This window comes from Paracidobacterium acidisoli, from assembly GCF_003428625.2.
GTDB lineage: Bacteria > Acidobacteriota > Terriglobia > Terriglobales > Acidobacteriaceae > Paracidobacterium > Paracidobacterium acidisoli.
On sequence record NZ_QVQT02000003.1, the window covers coordinates 368203 to 384266 of the forward strand.

General features: G+C 63.1%; 14 protein-coding genes. 3 read left to right on the plus strand and 11 right to left on the minus strand.

Translation table 11 applies throughout. From position 1 onward, the window contains the following. Nucleotides 1-36: 36 nt before the first annotated feature. The 3 genes from D0Y96_RS09140 to D0Y96_RS09150 form a co-directional block, all read right to left on the minus strand. Entirely contained in the window at nt 37-582 is a 546-nt protein-coding gene (locus D0Y96_RS09140; protein ID WP_117299061.1) for a pyruvoyl-dependent arginine decarboxylase, read from the minus strand. A gap of 168 nt (nt 583-750) precedes the next feature. After that, nucleotides 751-1638 (minus strand): LysR family transcriptional regulator, encoded by an 888-nt coding sequence (locus D0Y96_RS09145; protein ID WP_117299062.1) that lies wholly within the window; start codon nt 1636-1638, stop codon nt 751-753. A 115-nt stretch (nt 1639-1753) separates the two neighbouring features. Further along, nucleotides 1754-3391 (minus strand): DHA2 family efflux MFS transporter permease subunit, encoded by a 1638-nt coding sequence (locus D0Y96_RS09150; protein WP_117299063.1) that lies wholly within the window; start codon nt 3389-3391, stop codon nt 1754-1756. A gap of 215 nt (nt 3392-3606) precedes the next feature. On the opposite strand from D0Y96_RS09150, the gene D0Y96_RS09155 reads away from it, so the two are divergent. Beyond that, on the plus strand, nt 3607-6147 hold the full coding sequence (locus tag D0Y96_RS09155) for an ABC transporter permease (RefSeq protein ID WP_117299064.1): 2541 nt from the start codon (nt 3607-3609) through the stop codon (nt 6145-6147). 24 nt (nt 6148-6171) lie between these two features. On the opposite strand, the gene D0Y96_RS09160 is transcribed toward D0Y96_RS09155, so the two are convergent. After that, entirely contained in the window at nt 6172-7548 is a 1377-nt protein-coding gene (locus D0Y96_RS09160; protein ID WP_117299065.1) for an FAD-binding protein, read from the minus strand. Between the two features lie 204 nt (nt 7549-7752). Between D0Y96_RS09160 and D0Y96_RS09165 the strand changes: the two genes are divergently transcribed. After that, nucleotides 7753-8382, plus strand: coding sequence for a TetR/AcrR family transcriptional regulator (locus tag D0Y96_RS09165; protein WP_158562323.1), 630 nt, complete (start codon nt 7753-7755; stop codon nt 8380-8382). Here the strand turns inward: D0Y96_RS09165 and D0Y96_RS09170 are convergent. The 5 genes from D0Y96_RS09170 to D0Y96_RS09190 form a co-directional block, all read right to left on the minus strand. Then, on the minus strand, nt 8368-10449 hold the full coding sequence (locus D0Y96_RS09170) for a beta-galactosidase (protein ID WP_117299067.1): 2082 nt from the start codon (nt 10447-10449) through the stop codon (nt 8368-8370). The genes D0Y96_RS09165 and D0Y96_RS09170 overlap by 15 nt on opposite strands. A gap of 149 nt (nt 10450-10598) precedes the next feature. Next, the gene (locus D0Y96_RS09175) at nt 10599-11738 is read right to left on the minus strand and encodes a M24 family metallopeptidase (RefSeq protein WP_117299068.1); all 1140 of its coding nucleotides are present in this window, start codon (nt 11736-11738) and stop codon (nt 10599-10601) included. Nucleotides 11739-11856: 118 nt separating this feature from the next. Next, nucleotides 11857-12045 carry a helix-turn-helix transcriptional regulator gene (locus D0Y96_RS09180; RefSeq protein ID WP_117299069.1) on the minus strand — a complete coding sequence of 63 codons (189 nt, stop codon included), beginning with the start codon at nt 12043-12045 and terminating at the stop codon, nt 11857-11859. Beyond that, nucleotides 12042-12497: a hypothetical protein gene (locus D0Y96_RS09185; protein WP_117299070.1), complete on the minus strand. Its 456-nt coding sequence runs from the start codon at nt 12495-12497 to the stop codon at nt 12042-12044. Before D0Y96_RS09185 ends, D0Y96_RS09180 begins: the two co-directional genes overlap by 4 nt. Before the next feature lie 130 nt (nt 12498-12627). After that, nucleotides 12628-13641 (minus strand): COX15/CtaA family protein, encoded by a 1014-nt coding sequence (locus tag D0Y96_RS09190; RefSeq protein ID WP_117299071.1) that lies wholly within the window; start codon nt 13639-13641, stop codon nt 12628-12630. A 67-nt stretch (nt 13642-13708) separates the two neighbouring features. Between D0Y96_RS09190 and D0Y96_RS09195 the strand changes: the two genes are divergently transcribed. Beyond that, nucleotides 13709-14125: a hypothetical protein gene (locus D0Y96_RS09195; RefSeq protein WP_117299072.1), complete on the plus strand. Its 417-nt coding sequence runs from the start codon at nt 13709-13711 to the stop codon at nt 14123-14125. A gap of 70 nt (nt 14126-14195) precedes the next feature. Here the strand turns inward: D0Y96_RS09195 and D0Y96_RS09200 are convergent, their stop codons facing one another. Both D0Y96_RS09200 and proC read right to left on the minus strand, forming a co-directional pair. Continuing rightward, entirely contained in the window at nt 14196-14861 is a 666-nt protein-coding gene (locus D0Y96_RS09200; RefSeq protein ID WP_117299073.1) for a CPBP family glutamic-type intramembrane protease, read from the minus strand. A gap of 235 nt (nt 14862-15096) precedes the next feature. After that, a complete protein-coding gene (gene proC, locus D0Y96_RS09205) occupies nt 15097-15960 on the minus strand; it encodes a pyrroline-5-carboxylate reductase (RefSeq protein ID WP_252263624.1) in 864 nt (287 codons plus the stop codon). Between the last annotated feature and the right edge of the window lie 104 nt (nt 15961-16064).

Below are 16064 nucleotides of genomic sequence, written 5' to 3' on the forward strand. Positions count from 1 at the left end.
GCGGTTAGCGAACCATGGTTGTTGTTCGCCGGAGAATCATTCGAAGATCAGGATGGCGGCGGCGATGGTGGTCGTCCAAAGGCCGCGCTTGTCGCCGATGGCCGACTGCGTGACGTTGGCGGTGCGGACGATTTTATTGGAGATGCGGTAGATCTCCTTTTTCTCGTCCCAGCTTTTGTCCGGATCGAAGTCGACATCGAGCGTCGTGGCGAGCATCTCCGCGGCAAGCTCTTCGGCGTATTCGCCGGCCTGCTCCTCGGTTTCGCCGAAGCTGTGGTGCTCGCTCAGATAGCCGTACATGGCACGATCGGTGGGAATCGCCACCCCGATGCTGGAGGCGACGAGGCGGTGCGGCTCGCGCGTGGAGTTCTCGGCAACCACGGCAAAGACGACCTCGCCGGGCGAAAGATACTTCAGCCCTTCCTTGCGGGGAATGAGTTTGGCATTGGGCGGAAAGATGGACGAGACGCGCACCAGGTTCTGCGCGGCGATGCCCGCATCGCGCAGCGCCAGCTCAAACGACGTCAGCCGCTCTTTATGCTTCCCGACGCCCCGGGTAAAAAAAAGGCGTTTCGGAACCATACCTGTTCCCAATTTTCAGCTCCTCCGCGAGAGAATGCTCCGCCGCGCACGGCACATCATTCCCCGCTGAAACGTACCACATTGAAGATGCAAACGGAGCGGCCTGCGCGGCATATTTTATGGTGTTTTTACTATGATACGGCAGCGTCCCCGGCGCGAGGCTGCAGGCTACTTCGATTTGCCCGCCTGCGAGGCAATCTCCAGAAAGGCCTGGCCGGCGCGGGAGATCTGCTTGTCCTTGCGGTAGACCAGAGCCAGATCGCGCGCGAGGCGAACGCCTTCGAGCGGAATGGCTTTCAGCGTGCCGATGCGCTCCTCTTCGGTAATGTTGGTGCGCGGCAGCAGGCCGACGCCGAGACCGGCGAGGATGTATCGCTTGAGCAGCTCGCTCGATTCGACCTCCATCGCGACGCGGGGCGAAAGCTCATGCGTGCGGAAGAGCTCGTTGAGCTGCTCGCGGCGACGCCCGTGGCTGGGCAGCAGCAGCGGCGTGCGTGCCATATCCTGCAGGCGCACGGTGGTTCGCGATGCGAAGGGGTGCCCGGGCGGAACGACCAGCGCGAGGTCGTCGCGATGAATCGGCTCGACGGCCAGGCGGGAGTCGCGCACAGGCAGTGAGACCACCCCGAAATCGACTTCGCGGTTCAGCACCGCCTCGAGCGTACGCAGACGCTCCGAGCGCACGATGCTCAGGATGACCCGCGAATACTGCATCTTGAACTGGGCGAAGACCGGAGGCAGCACGTAAAGGTGCGTGGCCTCGTTGGCGCTGATGGACAGCTCGCCGCGAGGCGAGCGCTCGAGCTCGGCGATGGCCAGATGAATATGGCTCTGGCACTCGAGGCAGTGCTCGGCGAAGGGCTCGAAGAGGCGTCCGGCGGCGGTGAAGGTGACTTTTCCGCCTTCGCGGTCGAAGAGGCGCGCGCCGATCTCCTGCTCGAGCGAGCGAATTTGCGCCGAGATCGCCGGCTGTGTGCGCAGCAGTTTCTGCGCGGCGCGTGAGAAGCTCTTGAGCCGGCTGACTTCGAGAAAGGTTCTGAGCTGTTCGAAATCCATAGGCAGGTGAGTCTCCAGCATAGAACAGGGGGCGCGATAAGGCGCTCCCAAACCTCGAAAAGAACCGCGAAAAGGCAGGAAAGAAGACCGAACGCGGGCGCGCCGCGCTCGGGGATCAGTGCCCGGCGGCCTCGTCCGGTGCCGGGCCGCCGTGTGGCGGCGGTCTGCGCATGATGAAGGGCAGCGGCACAAGCAGCGCCACGATCACGCTGAGCGCCCAGAAGGCATTCTGATAGCTGAGCATGGAGGCCTGCCGGCCCAGGGTCTGCCAGGCGCTGCCCATGGCGAGTTGCGCCGCGTGGTCCGAGTCCTGGCCGAGGCGCATCAGCGCCGCCTTCGTTATCTCGATGAAGCTCTCATACTGCGGGCTGCCGGCCAGCACATGCGAGCCAAGGGCCTGGCGGTGCGTCTGCTCGGTGCGCTGCAGAAAGGTCGTCAGCAGCGCGGTTCCGGCCGAGCCGCCGATGTTGCGCGCGAAGTTGGAGAAGCTGGAGATCTGGTTGTTTTTGTCGCGCGGCACGCCCACATAGTTCAGCGTGCTGATGGGGATGAAGATGAAGGACAGCCCGATGACCTGGAAGGCGCGCATGAGCGTGATCTCCCCGTAGGAGATGCCCAGGTTAAGCCGCGTGAGGTTGTACAGGCCGATGGCAGTTGCGGCATAGCCCAGCGCGACCATCAGGCGCGGATCGAGCTTGTGCGAGCTGACGAGGCGCCCGGCGATGGGCATGGTACAGAGCAGAACCACGGCTCCCGGCGAGAGGACCAGACCGGCGCGCTCTGCGGTATAGCCGAGCAGCACCTGCACGAACTGCGGAATGAGCACGGTTGAGCCGAAGAGCACCATGCCGAGCACAAACTGCAGAAAGACGGCGGTGCCGAAGTTTCGGTTTTTGAGCAGCCGTATATCGACGATGGGATCTTCATGCTGCCACTCCCACCAGACGAAGGCGATCAGCGTGAAGGCCGCGATCAGAGTGAAGGTGACGATCATGCGATCGCCGAACCAGTCCTTCTCCTGCCCCTTGTCGAGCACAAATTCGAGACAGCCGACTCCGATGGCGATAAGGCCAAGACCCAGCGTGTCGACTTTGCCTTTGCGGTTCATGCCGGCCTTGAGGTACGGCGGATCTTCGACCATGCGCTGCGTGAGAAAGAGCGACAGAATGCCGACGGGCACGTTGATGAAGAAGATCCAGTGCCAGGTGAAGTTGTCGGTGATCCACCCGCCGAGGGTGGGACCCACGGCCGGCGCGACGACGACCGCCATTCCGTAGAGCGCGAAGGCCTGGCCGCGCTTGCTGATGGGGAAGGCGTCGGCAAGGATGGCCTGCTCGCTGGGGGCGAGTCCGCCGCCGCCGGCGCCCTGCAGTATGCGAAAGAAAATCAGCATGGGCAGCGAAGCGGCGAGTCCGCACATCACAGAGCTGATGGTGAAGAGCACGACGCAGCTCATGTAGAAGCGCTTGCGCCCGAAGCGCTGCATCAGCCATCCGGAGATGGGCAGCACGATGGCGCTCGCGACCAGATAGCTGGTGAGCACCCAGGTAGCCTCTTCCGTGCTGGCGCCGAGCGTCCCGGCCATGTGCGGCAGAGCAACGTTGGCAATGGAGGTATCGAGCACCTCCATAAATGTGGCGAGCGTGACGGTGATCGCCACCAGCCAGGGGTTGTGGCGCGGCTTCCAGTTGGGAGCGTCGTAGTGCGGTTCCGGCAAGCGTATCCCCGAGCGCGACCCTCGAGGTCGAGCCATGGCTGAAATTGTGTTTCTGGTTAGCCGTTAGATTACCCGTTGCGGCAAAAGTCGCAGAGAAAATATCAGCGGAAGAGTTGTTCGATTCTGAACACCTGACGGTGGAAGCGAACGATGGGGAAGAGGGCCTGCTCCTGCCGCGGACTGAAAGGCAAAGAGTTCCGGAAGACTCGTTTGGTCCTCGGCATGCTAAAAGAACTATTCGGGGTTAAGGAATGGCAGGTTTTCTTCACGATCTGAGACATGCCCTGCGGCAGATGCGGAAGGCTCCCGCCTTTACGCTGACGGTGGTGATCACTCTTGCGCTGGGAATCGGCGCCAATACCGCGATCTTCACGCTGGTAAACGCGGTGATGCTGAGCAATCTTCCTTCGGTCGACCCGCAGAACCTGTACCAGATCGGCGATAACGACAAGTGCTGCCAGTGGGGCGGCTTCCAGGACGACTGGGCGGAGTACTCCTACGATTTTTACCGGCAGATGCGCGACAACACTCCCGGCGTGGAGTCGATGGCCGCCTTCAGCGCCAACACCATGCCGATTGCCGTGCGGCGCGGCGGAACGACAGTGCCGGCCGCGCCCATGGGCGGCGAGTTCGTTTCCGGAAATTATTTTTCCACCCTGGGAGTGCGCGCATTTACGGGCCGCATGATGAGCCCCGGTGATGACACGGACAGCGCCGCGCCGGTCGCGGTGCTCAGTTATCGCGCATGGCAGCAGAAGTATGGGATGGATGCCTCGATCCTCGGCGGAACGCTGCTGATCGATGGCAGGCCCTTCACCGTGATCGGCGTGACGCCGCCTGCGTTTTACGGCGACCGTCTGCGCAGCGATCCGCCGGATCTGTACCTGCCGATTCACCAGGAATCGGTCATGAGTGCGACCACCCCGCTGATTCATCTGCCTGATGAATCATGGCTCTACGCGATCGGGCGTCTGAAGCCGGGCGCGTCGCCGGAGGTGGTGAGCCAGCAGCTGACGGCTGAGCTGCAGCACTGGCTGCCCACACATGTGCCGATGATAGGCAACCGGCAGCATGATCTGCCGAAGCAGCACATCATTCTCGGTCCTGGTGGCGCGGGCATCACGCACATGCGCAGAAGCTTCCGCTCGGGGCTGATGCTGCTGGTCGGGGCCTCGGCACTGGTGCTGCTGATTGCCTGCGCCAATCTTGCCAATCTGCTGCTGGCGCGAAGCACGGCGCGGAGGCAGCAGGCGGCGCTGCAGCTGGCTCTGGGGGCGTCGCGGAAGCGTCTGGTGCGCGGCACGCTCGCGGAAAGCATTCTGCTTTCGCTGATCGGCGGTGCTGCAGGGCTCGTGCTGGCGTATGTGGGAACGAAGGCGATTCTGCTGGTGATCTTCCGCGGTGCGACGACTGTTCCCATCGATCCTTCACCTTCGCTGGCGGTCCTCGCGTTTGCCTTTCTGCTTTCGCTGATCACCGGGGTGCTCTTCGGCGTTGCTCCGGCGCTGATCAGCTCGCGCACCAATCCGGCCGATGCGCTGCGCGGCGCGAGCCGCAGCATCCGGGATGCATCTTCGCTGCCGCAGAAATCGCTGGTCGTCTTTCAGGCCGCATTCTCGCTGGTTCTGCTGGCTGTAGCCGGACTAGTGACGCAGAGCCTGAGCCATATGCAGGGCGGCGGCTTCGGCTTCGAGCCTGAAGGCCGCCTTGTTGTTGCCGTCGATCCCGAGAGCGCCGGATATAAAGTCGATCAGCTGCCGCAGCTCTATCGCGAGATGGAAGACAGGCTCAACGCCGTTCCCGGAGTCCGCAGCGCGGCGCTGTCTCTGTATTCGCCGCTCGACGGCGATAACTGGAACGACGAAGTTGCGATCGAAGGCCATCCGGTACCGGCCGGCGTGCACCAGGATGTGACATGGGTGCGGGTCAGTCCGAAATACTTCGATACCATCGGCACCGCGCTGATGCGGGGGCGTGTGATTACGGATGCGGATACGGCAACCTCCGAACGCGTTGCGGTGATCGATGAGGCCTTTGCAAGGAAATATCTCCCGGGCCGGAATCCGATCGGGGAGCGTTTTGGCTGGGGCTATCTCGCCGGACACGAGGGCGACTTCACGATTGTGGGTGTGGTGAAGACCACCCGCTATCTGCATCCGCTGCAGACGCAGCCTCCGATGTTCTTTCTGCCGCTTACGCAGTCGGTCACGTATCAGCAGTCGCTGATGCAGTGGGTGGAGAACGATTCGCACTATATCCATCGCATCGAGCTTCTGGTCAACGGATCTCCGCTGAGCTATGTGCCGGTGGTGCGCAGCACGCTCGCGTCGATCAATCCCGATCTGACCGTGATCAGCACGCAGACGATGGACGAGCAGATTGCGCAGCAGTTCAATCAGCAGCGGCTCACGGCGCGGCTGACGGGGCTCTTCGGCATTCTGGCGCTGCTGCTGGCCTCGATCGGCCTGTACGGCGTGACCGCGTACAACGTCGCTCGCCGAACGGGTGAGATCGGCATACGCATGGCTCTCGGCGCCGATCGCGGGCGCGTGGTCTCGATGGTGATGCGCGGCGCCTTCGCGCAGATCGCGATCGGTCTCGCGATCGGTCTGCCCCTCGCGCTGATCGCGGGAATCTTCCTGGCGCATCAGCTTTACGAGGTGCCGCGCTTCGATCCGCTGGTGCTGCTGGCGGCCCTGGTGGTGCTCACCTTCTCGGCGGCGATTGCGGCGATTCTGCCGGCGCGGCGCGCAGCCTCCATTGAGCCGGTGCAGGCGCTGCGCACGGAGTAAGCGGCGGCGGGCGCAGAGACGACCTCAGGCGTAGAGATTGGTTCTGAGAAAGTCGTTGGCGAACCGGCGCTGTGGGTCGTACTCCTTCACCAGATTGCGGAAGTCGGCGAGGCGCTCATACTGCGCGTGAATCGTCGCCGGCGCCACGGTGAACATCTTGGCCCAGTGCGGGCGGAAGGCGAAGGGCGCGAGCGCGGCTTCGATCTTCGGCAGAATCTGCTTCACCGCCGGCCACTCCGGCTTCCATGTAAAGTGCAGCGTCATCGAAGGACGGTGATAGCAGGGGCTCATCCACAGATTGTCGGCGTCGATGGTGCGCAGCTCGCTCACGAACAGGTGCGGCGTGATCTCGTCGCGCAGCTTTTCGACGGCGAGAATCGCTTCGTAGCCGCGCTCGCGGGGCACAAAGTATTCGGTCTGCAGCTCCTGCCCGCTGCTGGGCGTGAAGTTCATTTTGAAGTGCGGCATGCGCTCGTACCAGGGACCGGGAACGCCCATCTGCTCGGTGCAGCTTTCGGCGGAGTGTCCGGTCACGGGATGCAGATTCTGCTTTGCCAGCGTCGCGCCATGAAACTCCGGCGCGGAGTGCAGCGGGGTGTCGCCGGTAAGGCGGCTCTTGATCCAGACCTGCGTGGCGCGATGGTTCTGCCAGTCGGTAAAGAGGCTGACGCTGTAGCCGCTCGCAAAAATCTCGTCGAGATGATGCTCGAGCACAGAGAAGGGCATGTTCTGGTAGACGACCTGGCTCATCAGAAAGCGCGTCTGCATGCGGAGCGTTACGCGGGTCGCGATGCCGAGCGCTCCCAGCCCCACGACCACGCCGTGGAAGCGGTCGCCGTCCTTTTCCGCCGACAGATGCACCACTTCTCCGGTTCCTGTAACCATCTCGAGCCCGGCGACGGCGGTCGAGAGGTTGCCGTTGTGGTTGCCGGAGCCGTGCGTGGCCGTGGCGCAGGCCCCGGCGACGGTAACGTGCGGAAGCGATGCCAGATTGTGGAGCGCGTAACCCTTCGCATCGAGCCACGGCGCAAGCTGGCCATAGCGCACGCCGCCGCCCACGGTGACGGTGTGCGTGTTTTCATCGAGCGACATCTGATCGAAGTGCTGCAGCGATATCTGATCTCCGGTCGTGTCGGCGATGGTGTTGAACGAATGGCGTGCGCCGAGAGCCTTGACCGGTCCGCCGCCTTTGATCTCGCGCTGCAGCTCTTCGATGCCGGAGGGCAGATCCAGACTGCGCGCATGGTACGTAAGGTTGCCGGACCAGTTGGTGCGCGGGTTTGCGCCGATGACGGCCTGCGAAGCAGCGTCCTCAGCGTTCGGCTCGCCTGATGCGAAGCGAGGCAGCATGCTGCCCGCAAGAAGAATGCCCGATGTCTTCAAAAACTCTCTCTTGTCCATAATTCTCTGGCCCAAAGATGGCTTTTTCTCTGCCCCCTGCGCTTCGCCGGCATCCCCACATTCGCTGTCCATGACAGATGGAGATTTCCGCACGCGGCAGTCGCCGCGGGGTAACGATACCACGGACCGCACGCAAATGCAGCCGGAGAGCCGGAGCTACATCCAATAAATGGGTTGTTACAATCCCGAGGGGAGAAGCCAGGCGTGGAAGGTAGCTGTCAACAGATTCTTGACCCGCGCATCCGCCGCACGCGAAAGCTGCTGCGGGATGCGCTGTCGACGCTGCTGGCAACGCGCTCTTTCGAGGCGATCTCGATCCAGGATATCGCCGAGCAGGCCACGGTCAATCGTGCGACATTCTACGCACACTATGCAGACCGTGAAGCTCTCCTGGCCGACCTGATACGCTGCGACTTCCAGCGGTTTCTGGAAGAGCGCCAGGTCCACTTCGACGGAGGATGCCCGTCCGCACTGCGCATCGTGATTCTGGCGGTTTATGACTTTCTGAAGAGCCTGCGCCGCGGCTGCCCGGGCCAGCACGGCAACTTCGAGCCGTTTGCGCAGAGTGTAGTGCAGACGGAGGTCGAGCAGGTGCTGCTCGAAGGAGTACGCCGCGGTGAGTTTACGCGCGATCGAAATCCGGGGCTGGTGGCGGCCACGCTGAGCTGGGCCATCTATGGAGCGGCCGCCTCGGCGCTGCGGCAGTCGCCTCCTCCGGATTCTGAGACCTTCACCGGCTGGGTCTACGATATGGTGCTGCCGGTACTGATTCCACAGAACAGCGGAGTCAGCACCGGCGAACACCGGGGAGAGCATCCGTTACCGCGAAGCTGAGAGCACGGCGACGCCGTACGGCGGCAGATCGACCGAACTGACAGGCGCTGTGCCGCCGGCGATCAGGTCCGTCATCGCGCCGGGCAGGGAAACATGCTCGTTCGTGGTGTTGTGATTGATCAGGATCACCACCGACCTGCCCTCACCGCTGCGGCGGCAGACCTCGACACCCTCAGGCACATCGGGCAGAATCGGCGCGACGCCGCTCTCTTTCAGCAGCGAAGCCGTGAGCTTGTCGAGTAGTGTGGCATCGAGCCATGCCCCGACATACGTAATGCTGCCCTTGCCGACCTGGCGGGTAATCACGGCGGGCTGATCGTCGAGCCAGCCATTGCTTTTGCCGTAGGTCATCAGCACCTTCGTTTCGGGCGATTGCGTGCTCAGCTGCTCGGCCCAGATCTTCACGGTGCCGTCGCCGAACGCGCCGGATACGGGCACGTCCTTATCGAGGGCGTAGAACTGCTCGACGCGGCCGCCAAGAAGACCGGCGAGCGGGCCAGGCTGGCGCTCCGGCTGCAGCGCGTTGTACTCGTCCTTCATGCCGCTGCGGGGCCCGAGCAGCAGATGGCCTCCGTTCTTCACGTAGGCGATCAGCCGGTCGGCAACCGTTTGCGGCAGCACATTCAGGCCCGGAGCCTCGACGAGCTTGTAGCTGTCGAGCGGAGCCTTGTCCGAGATGATGTCAACGGCCTGCGACTGCTCGCGCAGCGGACCATAGAAGGCGAGCATTTCTTCGACGGGATCGAAGTTCTGATTGTGGCGCTGGAAGTCGATAGCCCAGCGGCTGTCGTAGTCGTTGATGAGCGCAACCTCGGAGTGGGGCGTGGTTCCGGTCAGTGCTTTGCCGGCCTTCTCAAACTCCTCGGCGGTCTGTCTGATCTCGTCATAGACGGGGACAGGCGTGCCATCGGCGCCGACCAGCACGCCGTGATACTCCTCCTGCCCGCCGGGCGCGCTGCGCCACTGCCAGTACTCGACGGCATCGGCGCCGTGCCCGATGGCCTGCCACGCCATGTCGCGTACCTGTCCGCGCTTCAGCGCGTTGTTGTTGGGACGCCAGTTGACGAAGGCCGGCTCCGTCTCCATCACCCAGAAGTTTTTGTTCTTGAAGCCGCGGGTCAGATCGTGCCGCGCAGCGTTGTCGATGTAGTCATAGTTTTCCGTCGAAATGTAATCGTCCCACGCGGCAATATCGAGAACCGTGTGCAGCGTGTATTCGTCGAAGCCGTCGAACCAGCCCATGGTGTTGGTGGTGATGAACTGGCGCGCATCGATGTGCGGACGAATGGCGCTGATCTGGTTCTCGGAGTAGCTCTTCCATGCATCGCTGACGAAGCGCTTCCATTCGAGCAGCAGGCCGGGGTTCTCATGATCCTCGCGGACCGGGATCTCATCGAAGTTGTCGTAGGTCTGGCTCCAGTACGCCGTCGCCCAGTGCTGGTTGAGATTGGCGATGGTGCCGTACTTTTTTTCCAGCCACTCGTGGAACTGCGTCTTCGCGCTGGGATCGAAGGAGGGATTCGCCAGCTCATTGTCGAGCTGCCAGCCGACCACGTCCGCGTTGTGGCCGAAGTGCATCGCCATCTGCTCGGCAATGGCGTGCGCCAGCTGCCGGTACTTCGGGTCGGTGAAGGAGAACTGCTGGCGGTTGCCGTGCTCATCGCGAACGCCGTCTTCGCTGACGCGCAGCGTCTCGGGATACTTCGTGGTCAGCCATGCCGGAGGCGCGGCCGTCGGCGTGCCCAGAACCACGCAGATGTGGTGCTTCGCGGCGAGGGCGATGGCGCGGTCCAGCCACCCGAATTCGTAGTGGCCCTCGGAGGGCTCCATCGTGCTCCAGGCGAACTCGCCCACGCGAACCAGATGGATGTGGGCCGCTTCCATGCGCTCCAGATCCGGCTCCCACTGCGATTCAGGCCACTGCTCCGGATACCACGCAGCACCGACAAGCAGCGGCGGCTGATCGGCATACCGGGTGGCCTGGGCGGCGGCGAAGGCGCCGGAAAAGACCGCGGCCAGGAAAAGGTAAACGGTTGCATTGAGGGCGAAACCACGCAGAGACTTCATCTTTCCTCTCACTTTCCGATGGCGAACCCACCGCTGAAGCGGTTCTTCCGCTCCTGGGGAGCATCCGGCAGCATGCAGTGTGGCCTTTCCCGGACAGGAAAACCACTCCAGCGTATCGGCTCCGTTCTGCACCCGCAGGGCGAACCGCTCTAACGGACGAGCAGATCAGCCGAACGATAAACCCTTCCACCCACCTCTGTCTCGATGAAAGGCAGCTCGGGCGTAGCGGTCAGCAGCTCGATCGCGCCATTGCGCAGCACGACGGTATCCTCGGCCTTGGCCCCCCGCAGGCTTGGGTTATAGGCAAAGACCTCCGGATCTTCGACCACGGTCGTGGCTCCAGGGGTAATCAGCCACTCACGCTCTCCATAGCCTGCAGCGCCGCCCTGGTGATGAAGGGCAATGTCCTCCGCGGCTCCGGCCTCGGCATAAGCGCGCTCGGCTGCCGTGTAAATCTCCGACGCGGTCGCGCCTTTGCGCGTGGCGTGGTGCAGCTTCGCGTTGATGGCGGCAGAGTGAACAAAGTTGGCGGCAAGCTCGGCCGGCGGAGCGCCAAAGTGCACAAAGCGCGTGATGGAGACGATGAGTCCATGCTGCCGCGCGCAGAGGTTGAGCATGCCATAGCGCTTCAGCACCGCGCCGCGGGGCACCGCATGTTTATAGCGGTAGATGCGCTCATCCACGGCCATCAGCAGCACGGTCGGCGTAATGTGCACGGCGAGAAGCGCCGCGGCGACGCGCGCCGCCATCTCGTCTTCGGTCACGCCTGGCTCAAGGTCCTGGAGAGCCTGCGTGGTGATCTCCGCGGTCTTTGCGCCGAGGGCATGGAAGCGGTCGATCTCCGGCGCGAGAAGCGGGGTGCGCAGCGAGGCGAGATTCACCGTCTCGAAGCCTTCGCGGGGCAGATCGGAGCCGATTTTGCCGTCTCCTGCCAGCTCACGGGCCAGCTCCGCAGTGCGGTCCGCGATCCAGGGATACAGAACCGGCTCATAAAAAAGGCCGTTGAACTCTTCAGCGGCCATGCGCGGCGCTTCGTTCGCCGGAGTAATGCAGTAGCGGCGGCCGTCGCGGGTAAGCAGCACCGAGCAGACAGCGGCATCGCCGCCTCCGACGCGGGCTTCCACCTGGCCGGCAGTGATCCACGCAAGGTTCGGATGCCGCGCAAGCAGCACAGCGGAAAGGCCGTTGCGGTCGAGGAAAGCCGCAAGACGCGCTTCCTTTTCAGCAATTTCCAGACGGTTGTCGGCGATGGCAGGAGCGGGCGCGGGAGTAGCCTGGGCACTTTGCATAGTTCGGTTGTCGCTTCCAGGTAATGCTATAGCAAGCGAGCCGCCCCGGGCGACCGGTGCCGTCGGCAGCTAAGGATTTTGCACGGAGCACGCGGCGCGTGGCCTGTGCTCCGATGCGTTATTCGGAAAAGATCGACTCGATGGGAAGCTCGAAGAGCGCAGCCAGCCGGAAGGCGAGCGGAAGGCTGGGATCGAAGCGTCCCGTCTCGATCGCATTGACGGACTGGCGCGAGACCCCAAGTTTTTCGGCGAGATCGGCCTGGCTCCAGTTGCGTTCGGCGCGAAGCACACGCAGACGGTTCTTCATCGATAGGTCCTCAGCATCAGCCGCAGCGAGAGGGCAAACGAAATAAAGAAAATGTCTCCGTCGAGGATCGTGAGCGGAAAGGTGCGGGAGTAGATCTGCATCAGAGCATCGGCGACGGCATTTCCCGCCATGGTGAAGGCGAAGCTCCACAGCAGAGCACGAATGACGAGCGCCCGCACGAACTCGTCGGGTTCGGCGCTGAGATAGCGGCCGACCACAAAGACCGCGAAGAGCACAGGAATAGCGGAGAGCGCGGAAATCAGCCCGATCAGGAAAGCCGACTGTCCTGGGTGAGGGCTGAGGTGCGCCAGCGCCGGAAAGAGATCGACGAGAGGATTCGGCAGCTTCCCGTCTGTGAAGTTGGTGAGGACGACCAGCAGCAGCGCGGCCCCCATAAGACGGATCGAGCGGCGCTGCAGTGGCGTGAGGTGCTTATTCAGGCAGAATGACAAGTGTCCCTCCCATAAAGACAAGCAAACCTTACAGATCAGGGGAAGAGAATGTCAAGTCTATTTGACATGGATCAGGAAAATAAATTTGAAGTTTTTTCCCAATCAGCAGCCGGCGAGGGCTCGGAGGTAGTTACTCCGCAGTCTTTTTGGACCGGAACCCGCAGGTTCCAAAGGTGCAGCCGATGGGGACAATGCTGGTGCGCACGGCCAGGACAACGAGGGTGATCCAGAGCAGATCGGCAACGAACAGGTGGGCAAGCTGCAGCCAGACCGGAGCAAGCAGCGCCACGTCGGTGAATCCAAGCGTGTACTGAAGGGCGAGCAGGCCGAGCAGCACAAGGGCGAGGCTGCGGTTGCCGGGAGCATTCCCGCCGGGCAGATTGCGGATGATGAGCCAGAGCAGGAAGGCCCCGGCGACGAAGGCGAGTGCGGGATGAATCCAGCGGATGCGCAGCAGCCATGAGCTGTGCGAAGAGAAATCCTCGGCAATGGCGGCCCACAGATCGCGGGCCGGGTACAGCGTATCGCCGAGCGCGGCGAGCGAGCCCATCACGCCGGTCGCCAGAGTCGCCAGCAGGCCCACCGAGGCCAGCAGCGGGGCGCGAAACTCGGTGCTGCCGCGCATAAATCCCAGGCGGCGCGAGAGAAAGTGCGCAGTCAGCGCGAGAGTGGCCAGCAGCAGCATCGTATTGGTGAAGTGCAGGCCGAAGTAGACGGCGCGGGCGCCCGACTGGTTGTGAGCGACCAGCCCCAGCAGCACGAGCAGTGCGCCGAGCAGCGCCTCGTTGAGCGTGAGAAGGAGCGACGCCATCGACCAGAAGCGGGCGGCATGATACCTGGGCGTGGTGCGGAAGATCCAGAAGGTCAGGGCGATGACGGCGAGCAATGCAACGCCGCTCGAGGCGCGGTGCGCGAACTCGATAAGCGTGGCGACGCCGGGATGATGCAGCACGACATTCCCGTTGCAGAGCGGCCAGTGGTCTCCACAGCCCGCGCCGGAGCCGGTGGCGCGCACAGCAGCTCCCCACACGATGACCAGCACGTTATAGGCGACCACGCCCCAGGCAAAGCCGCGCAGACCGGCCGAGGGACGGGACGTGGCGGAGGCGGTTGCGGGCACCGGGATCGCGGCGCGGGTGGTCATCGGGTCATCTGCCTGTCGTTATATTAGACGGCGCGGGCACAACCTGGCGTGCCTCATGCGAATCTGTATGAAGCGTATGAACAACTCACGTCTGACCACAGCTCTGCTCGCTTCCACACTGCTCTTTGCTCCCGCCTTCATGGTTTCCGCCACGGCGCGGGCTCAGGACCAGGGCGCAAAGCAGGATATGAAGAACGCCGGAACCGACACGAAGGACGCCGCCAGATCGACCGGACACGGCGTAAAGAAGGGTACAAAGACCGGCTACGACAAGACGAAGGAAGGCGGCACGAAAACCTACGACCGGACCAAAGAAGGCACGCAGAAGGGCTTCAACAGGACGAAGGAAGGCACCCAGCACGTCTTCGACCGGAAGAAGGAGACCTCGTCCAAAGCCAAAGACCGCGCGCACGAGACGAGCGTAAAGGCAAAGGACCGGAGCAAAGAGACCGATCAGAAGATCAACGACTCGACGCCGCGGTAATGCGGCGAAGGAGCCGCGTCCGAACCTGCTGCGAGGACGCGGCCTTTATGCCTCGGAACTGAAACTGCGTTTAAACGAAGCGCACATAGAAATAGTGGCCCAGGCCAACGGTGAAGAGAAAACAGCCGTAGAGCGCGTGCTCGAAGCAGGCGGTAAGGTGGGAGCGCGTCTGCCGCTGGCGCCACGCGAAGAGGATGCCACCGGGAAAGGTGAGCGCCACCGCGATCCAGTTGTGAAAGATGATGTGGATCAGCGAGAAGGATGCGGCGCTGAGGAATATCAGAGGCCATCCGGTGGAATCGGCAGGGGCAGAATCTTCGTTTTGTAACAGTGGCTGATACCGATGCAGGACGAAGATCCGGTAGATCATGCCCTGCGGCCATACCGAAAGAAACGGATAGAGCACCATGATGGCCGCCCACAGAACCGTGTGGGTACGCGGCATATCGAAGAGCGTCTGCGGAGCCAGGAGACGTACCGCCAGCGTAATGAGCGCGGCTGCCGCAACGAACAAAATCAGAATGGAAGGCAGATAGCGGCGGAGCGGCGCGATGCTGCGAATCTCCCCGCGTGGGAAGGCCGGATCGCGCAGCAGAGCGAAAAGGCAATACGCGCACCAGAGCCACAACAGAGGAATCGGCGGAATGCGCGCCGGAAGAACGAAAAGCGCAACCGGCAGCGCAACGAAGAGCGCGAGGAATTCTGCAAGGAGCGCGGCGCGGGAGCGGAGCAGCACGAGCCTATCTTATAGCGGGCCGGTGACAGGAGAGTTTGAATCGGCTCGAAGTCGATGGCGGTGATTTGAGAGCAACGGCTTCGTCTTCCACTGCACTCCAGCCTGCGAGCCGTAGCGAGGAATTCTTCGGCTCGACCTGATTTCCAGGGCTTCTGCAAGAGGCCGCCAGAGGCGGCCCGCTGCAAAACTCGATAAGAAACTGGCGCCGAAGGCGCGGTTGCCTGGACGGCCAGTCCTAGCCGGCGGCAAGCTCCTTTGCGCGCTGGGCGGCTCGCATCACGGCCTTGATGAGGGTGACGCGCAGGCCGCCTTCTTCGAGCTCCAGAATGCCGTCGATGGTGCAGCCGGCGGGCGTGGTCACGGCGTCCTTAAGCAGGGCCGGATGGTAGCCGGTCTCAAGGACCATGCGGGCCGCGCCGAAGGTCGTCTGCGCGGCCAGCAGCGTGGCGATATCGCGCGGCAGCCCGACCTTTACGCCGGCTTCGGCCAGCGATTCGAGAATGATGTAGATGAAGGCCGGACCGCTGGCGGAGAGGCCGGTGACGGCGTCCATATGCTTTTCGTCGACGATGACGGTGCGCCCGACGGTCTCGAAGATGCTGGAGGCGATGCGCATATGCTCATCCTGCGCGTAATGGCCGCGGCAGATGGCGCTGATGCCCGCGCCGAGCATCGACGGCGTGTTCGGCATGGTGCGGATGACCGGGATCTCCATGCCGGCGGCCTGCTCGATGGCCGAGGTCTTGACCGACGCGGCGAAGGAGATGAGCAGCTTCTGCGGTGTGAGCGCCGGGCGGATCGCCGCAACGAGATCGGGAATCTGATACGGCTTGACGCCGAGCAGAATGACGTCGGCCTGCTGCGCAGTGGCGAGGTTGTCGGTCGAGACTTCGACGCCCCACTGCGCGGAGAGCGCCGCGGCTCTGTCCGCATGCGCGACGGTGCCGAGAAGCTGCTCGGGCGCGAGAATCTGCTGCTTGAGAAAGGCCTGGAGCAGGATGCCGCCCATCTTGCCGGCGCCGAGCACGGCGACACGGAGCTGCGAAAGATCCGGATGAAGCGCTGATGCAGTAGTGCTGGTCATTCCTGTGGTGCTCATCGTTCCAGAGTACAGCAGGACTCGCGCTCCAGGCGGGCCGCTCGCGTCAGACCTCCGCGAGGTGTCGCCTTTGGATTGTTGTCGGTTTGAGCTTTGCCTGTCGA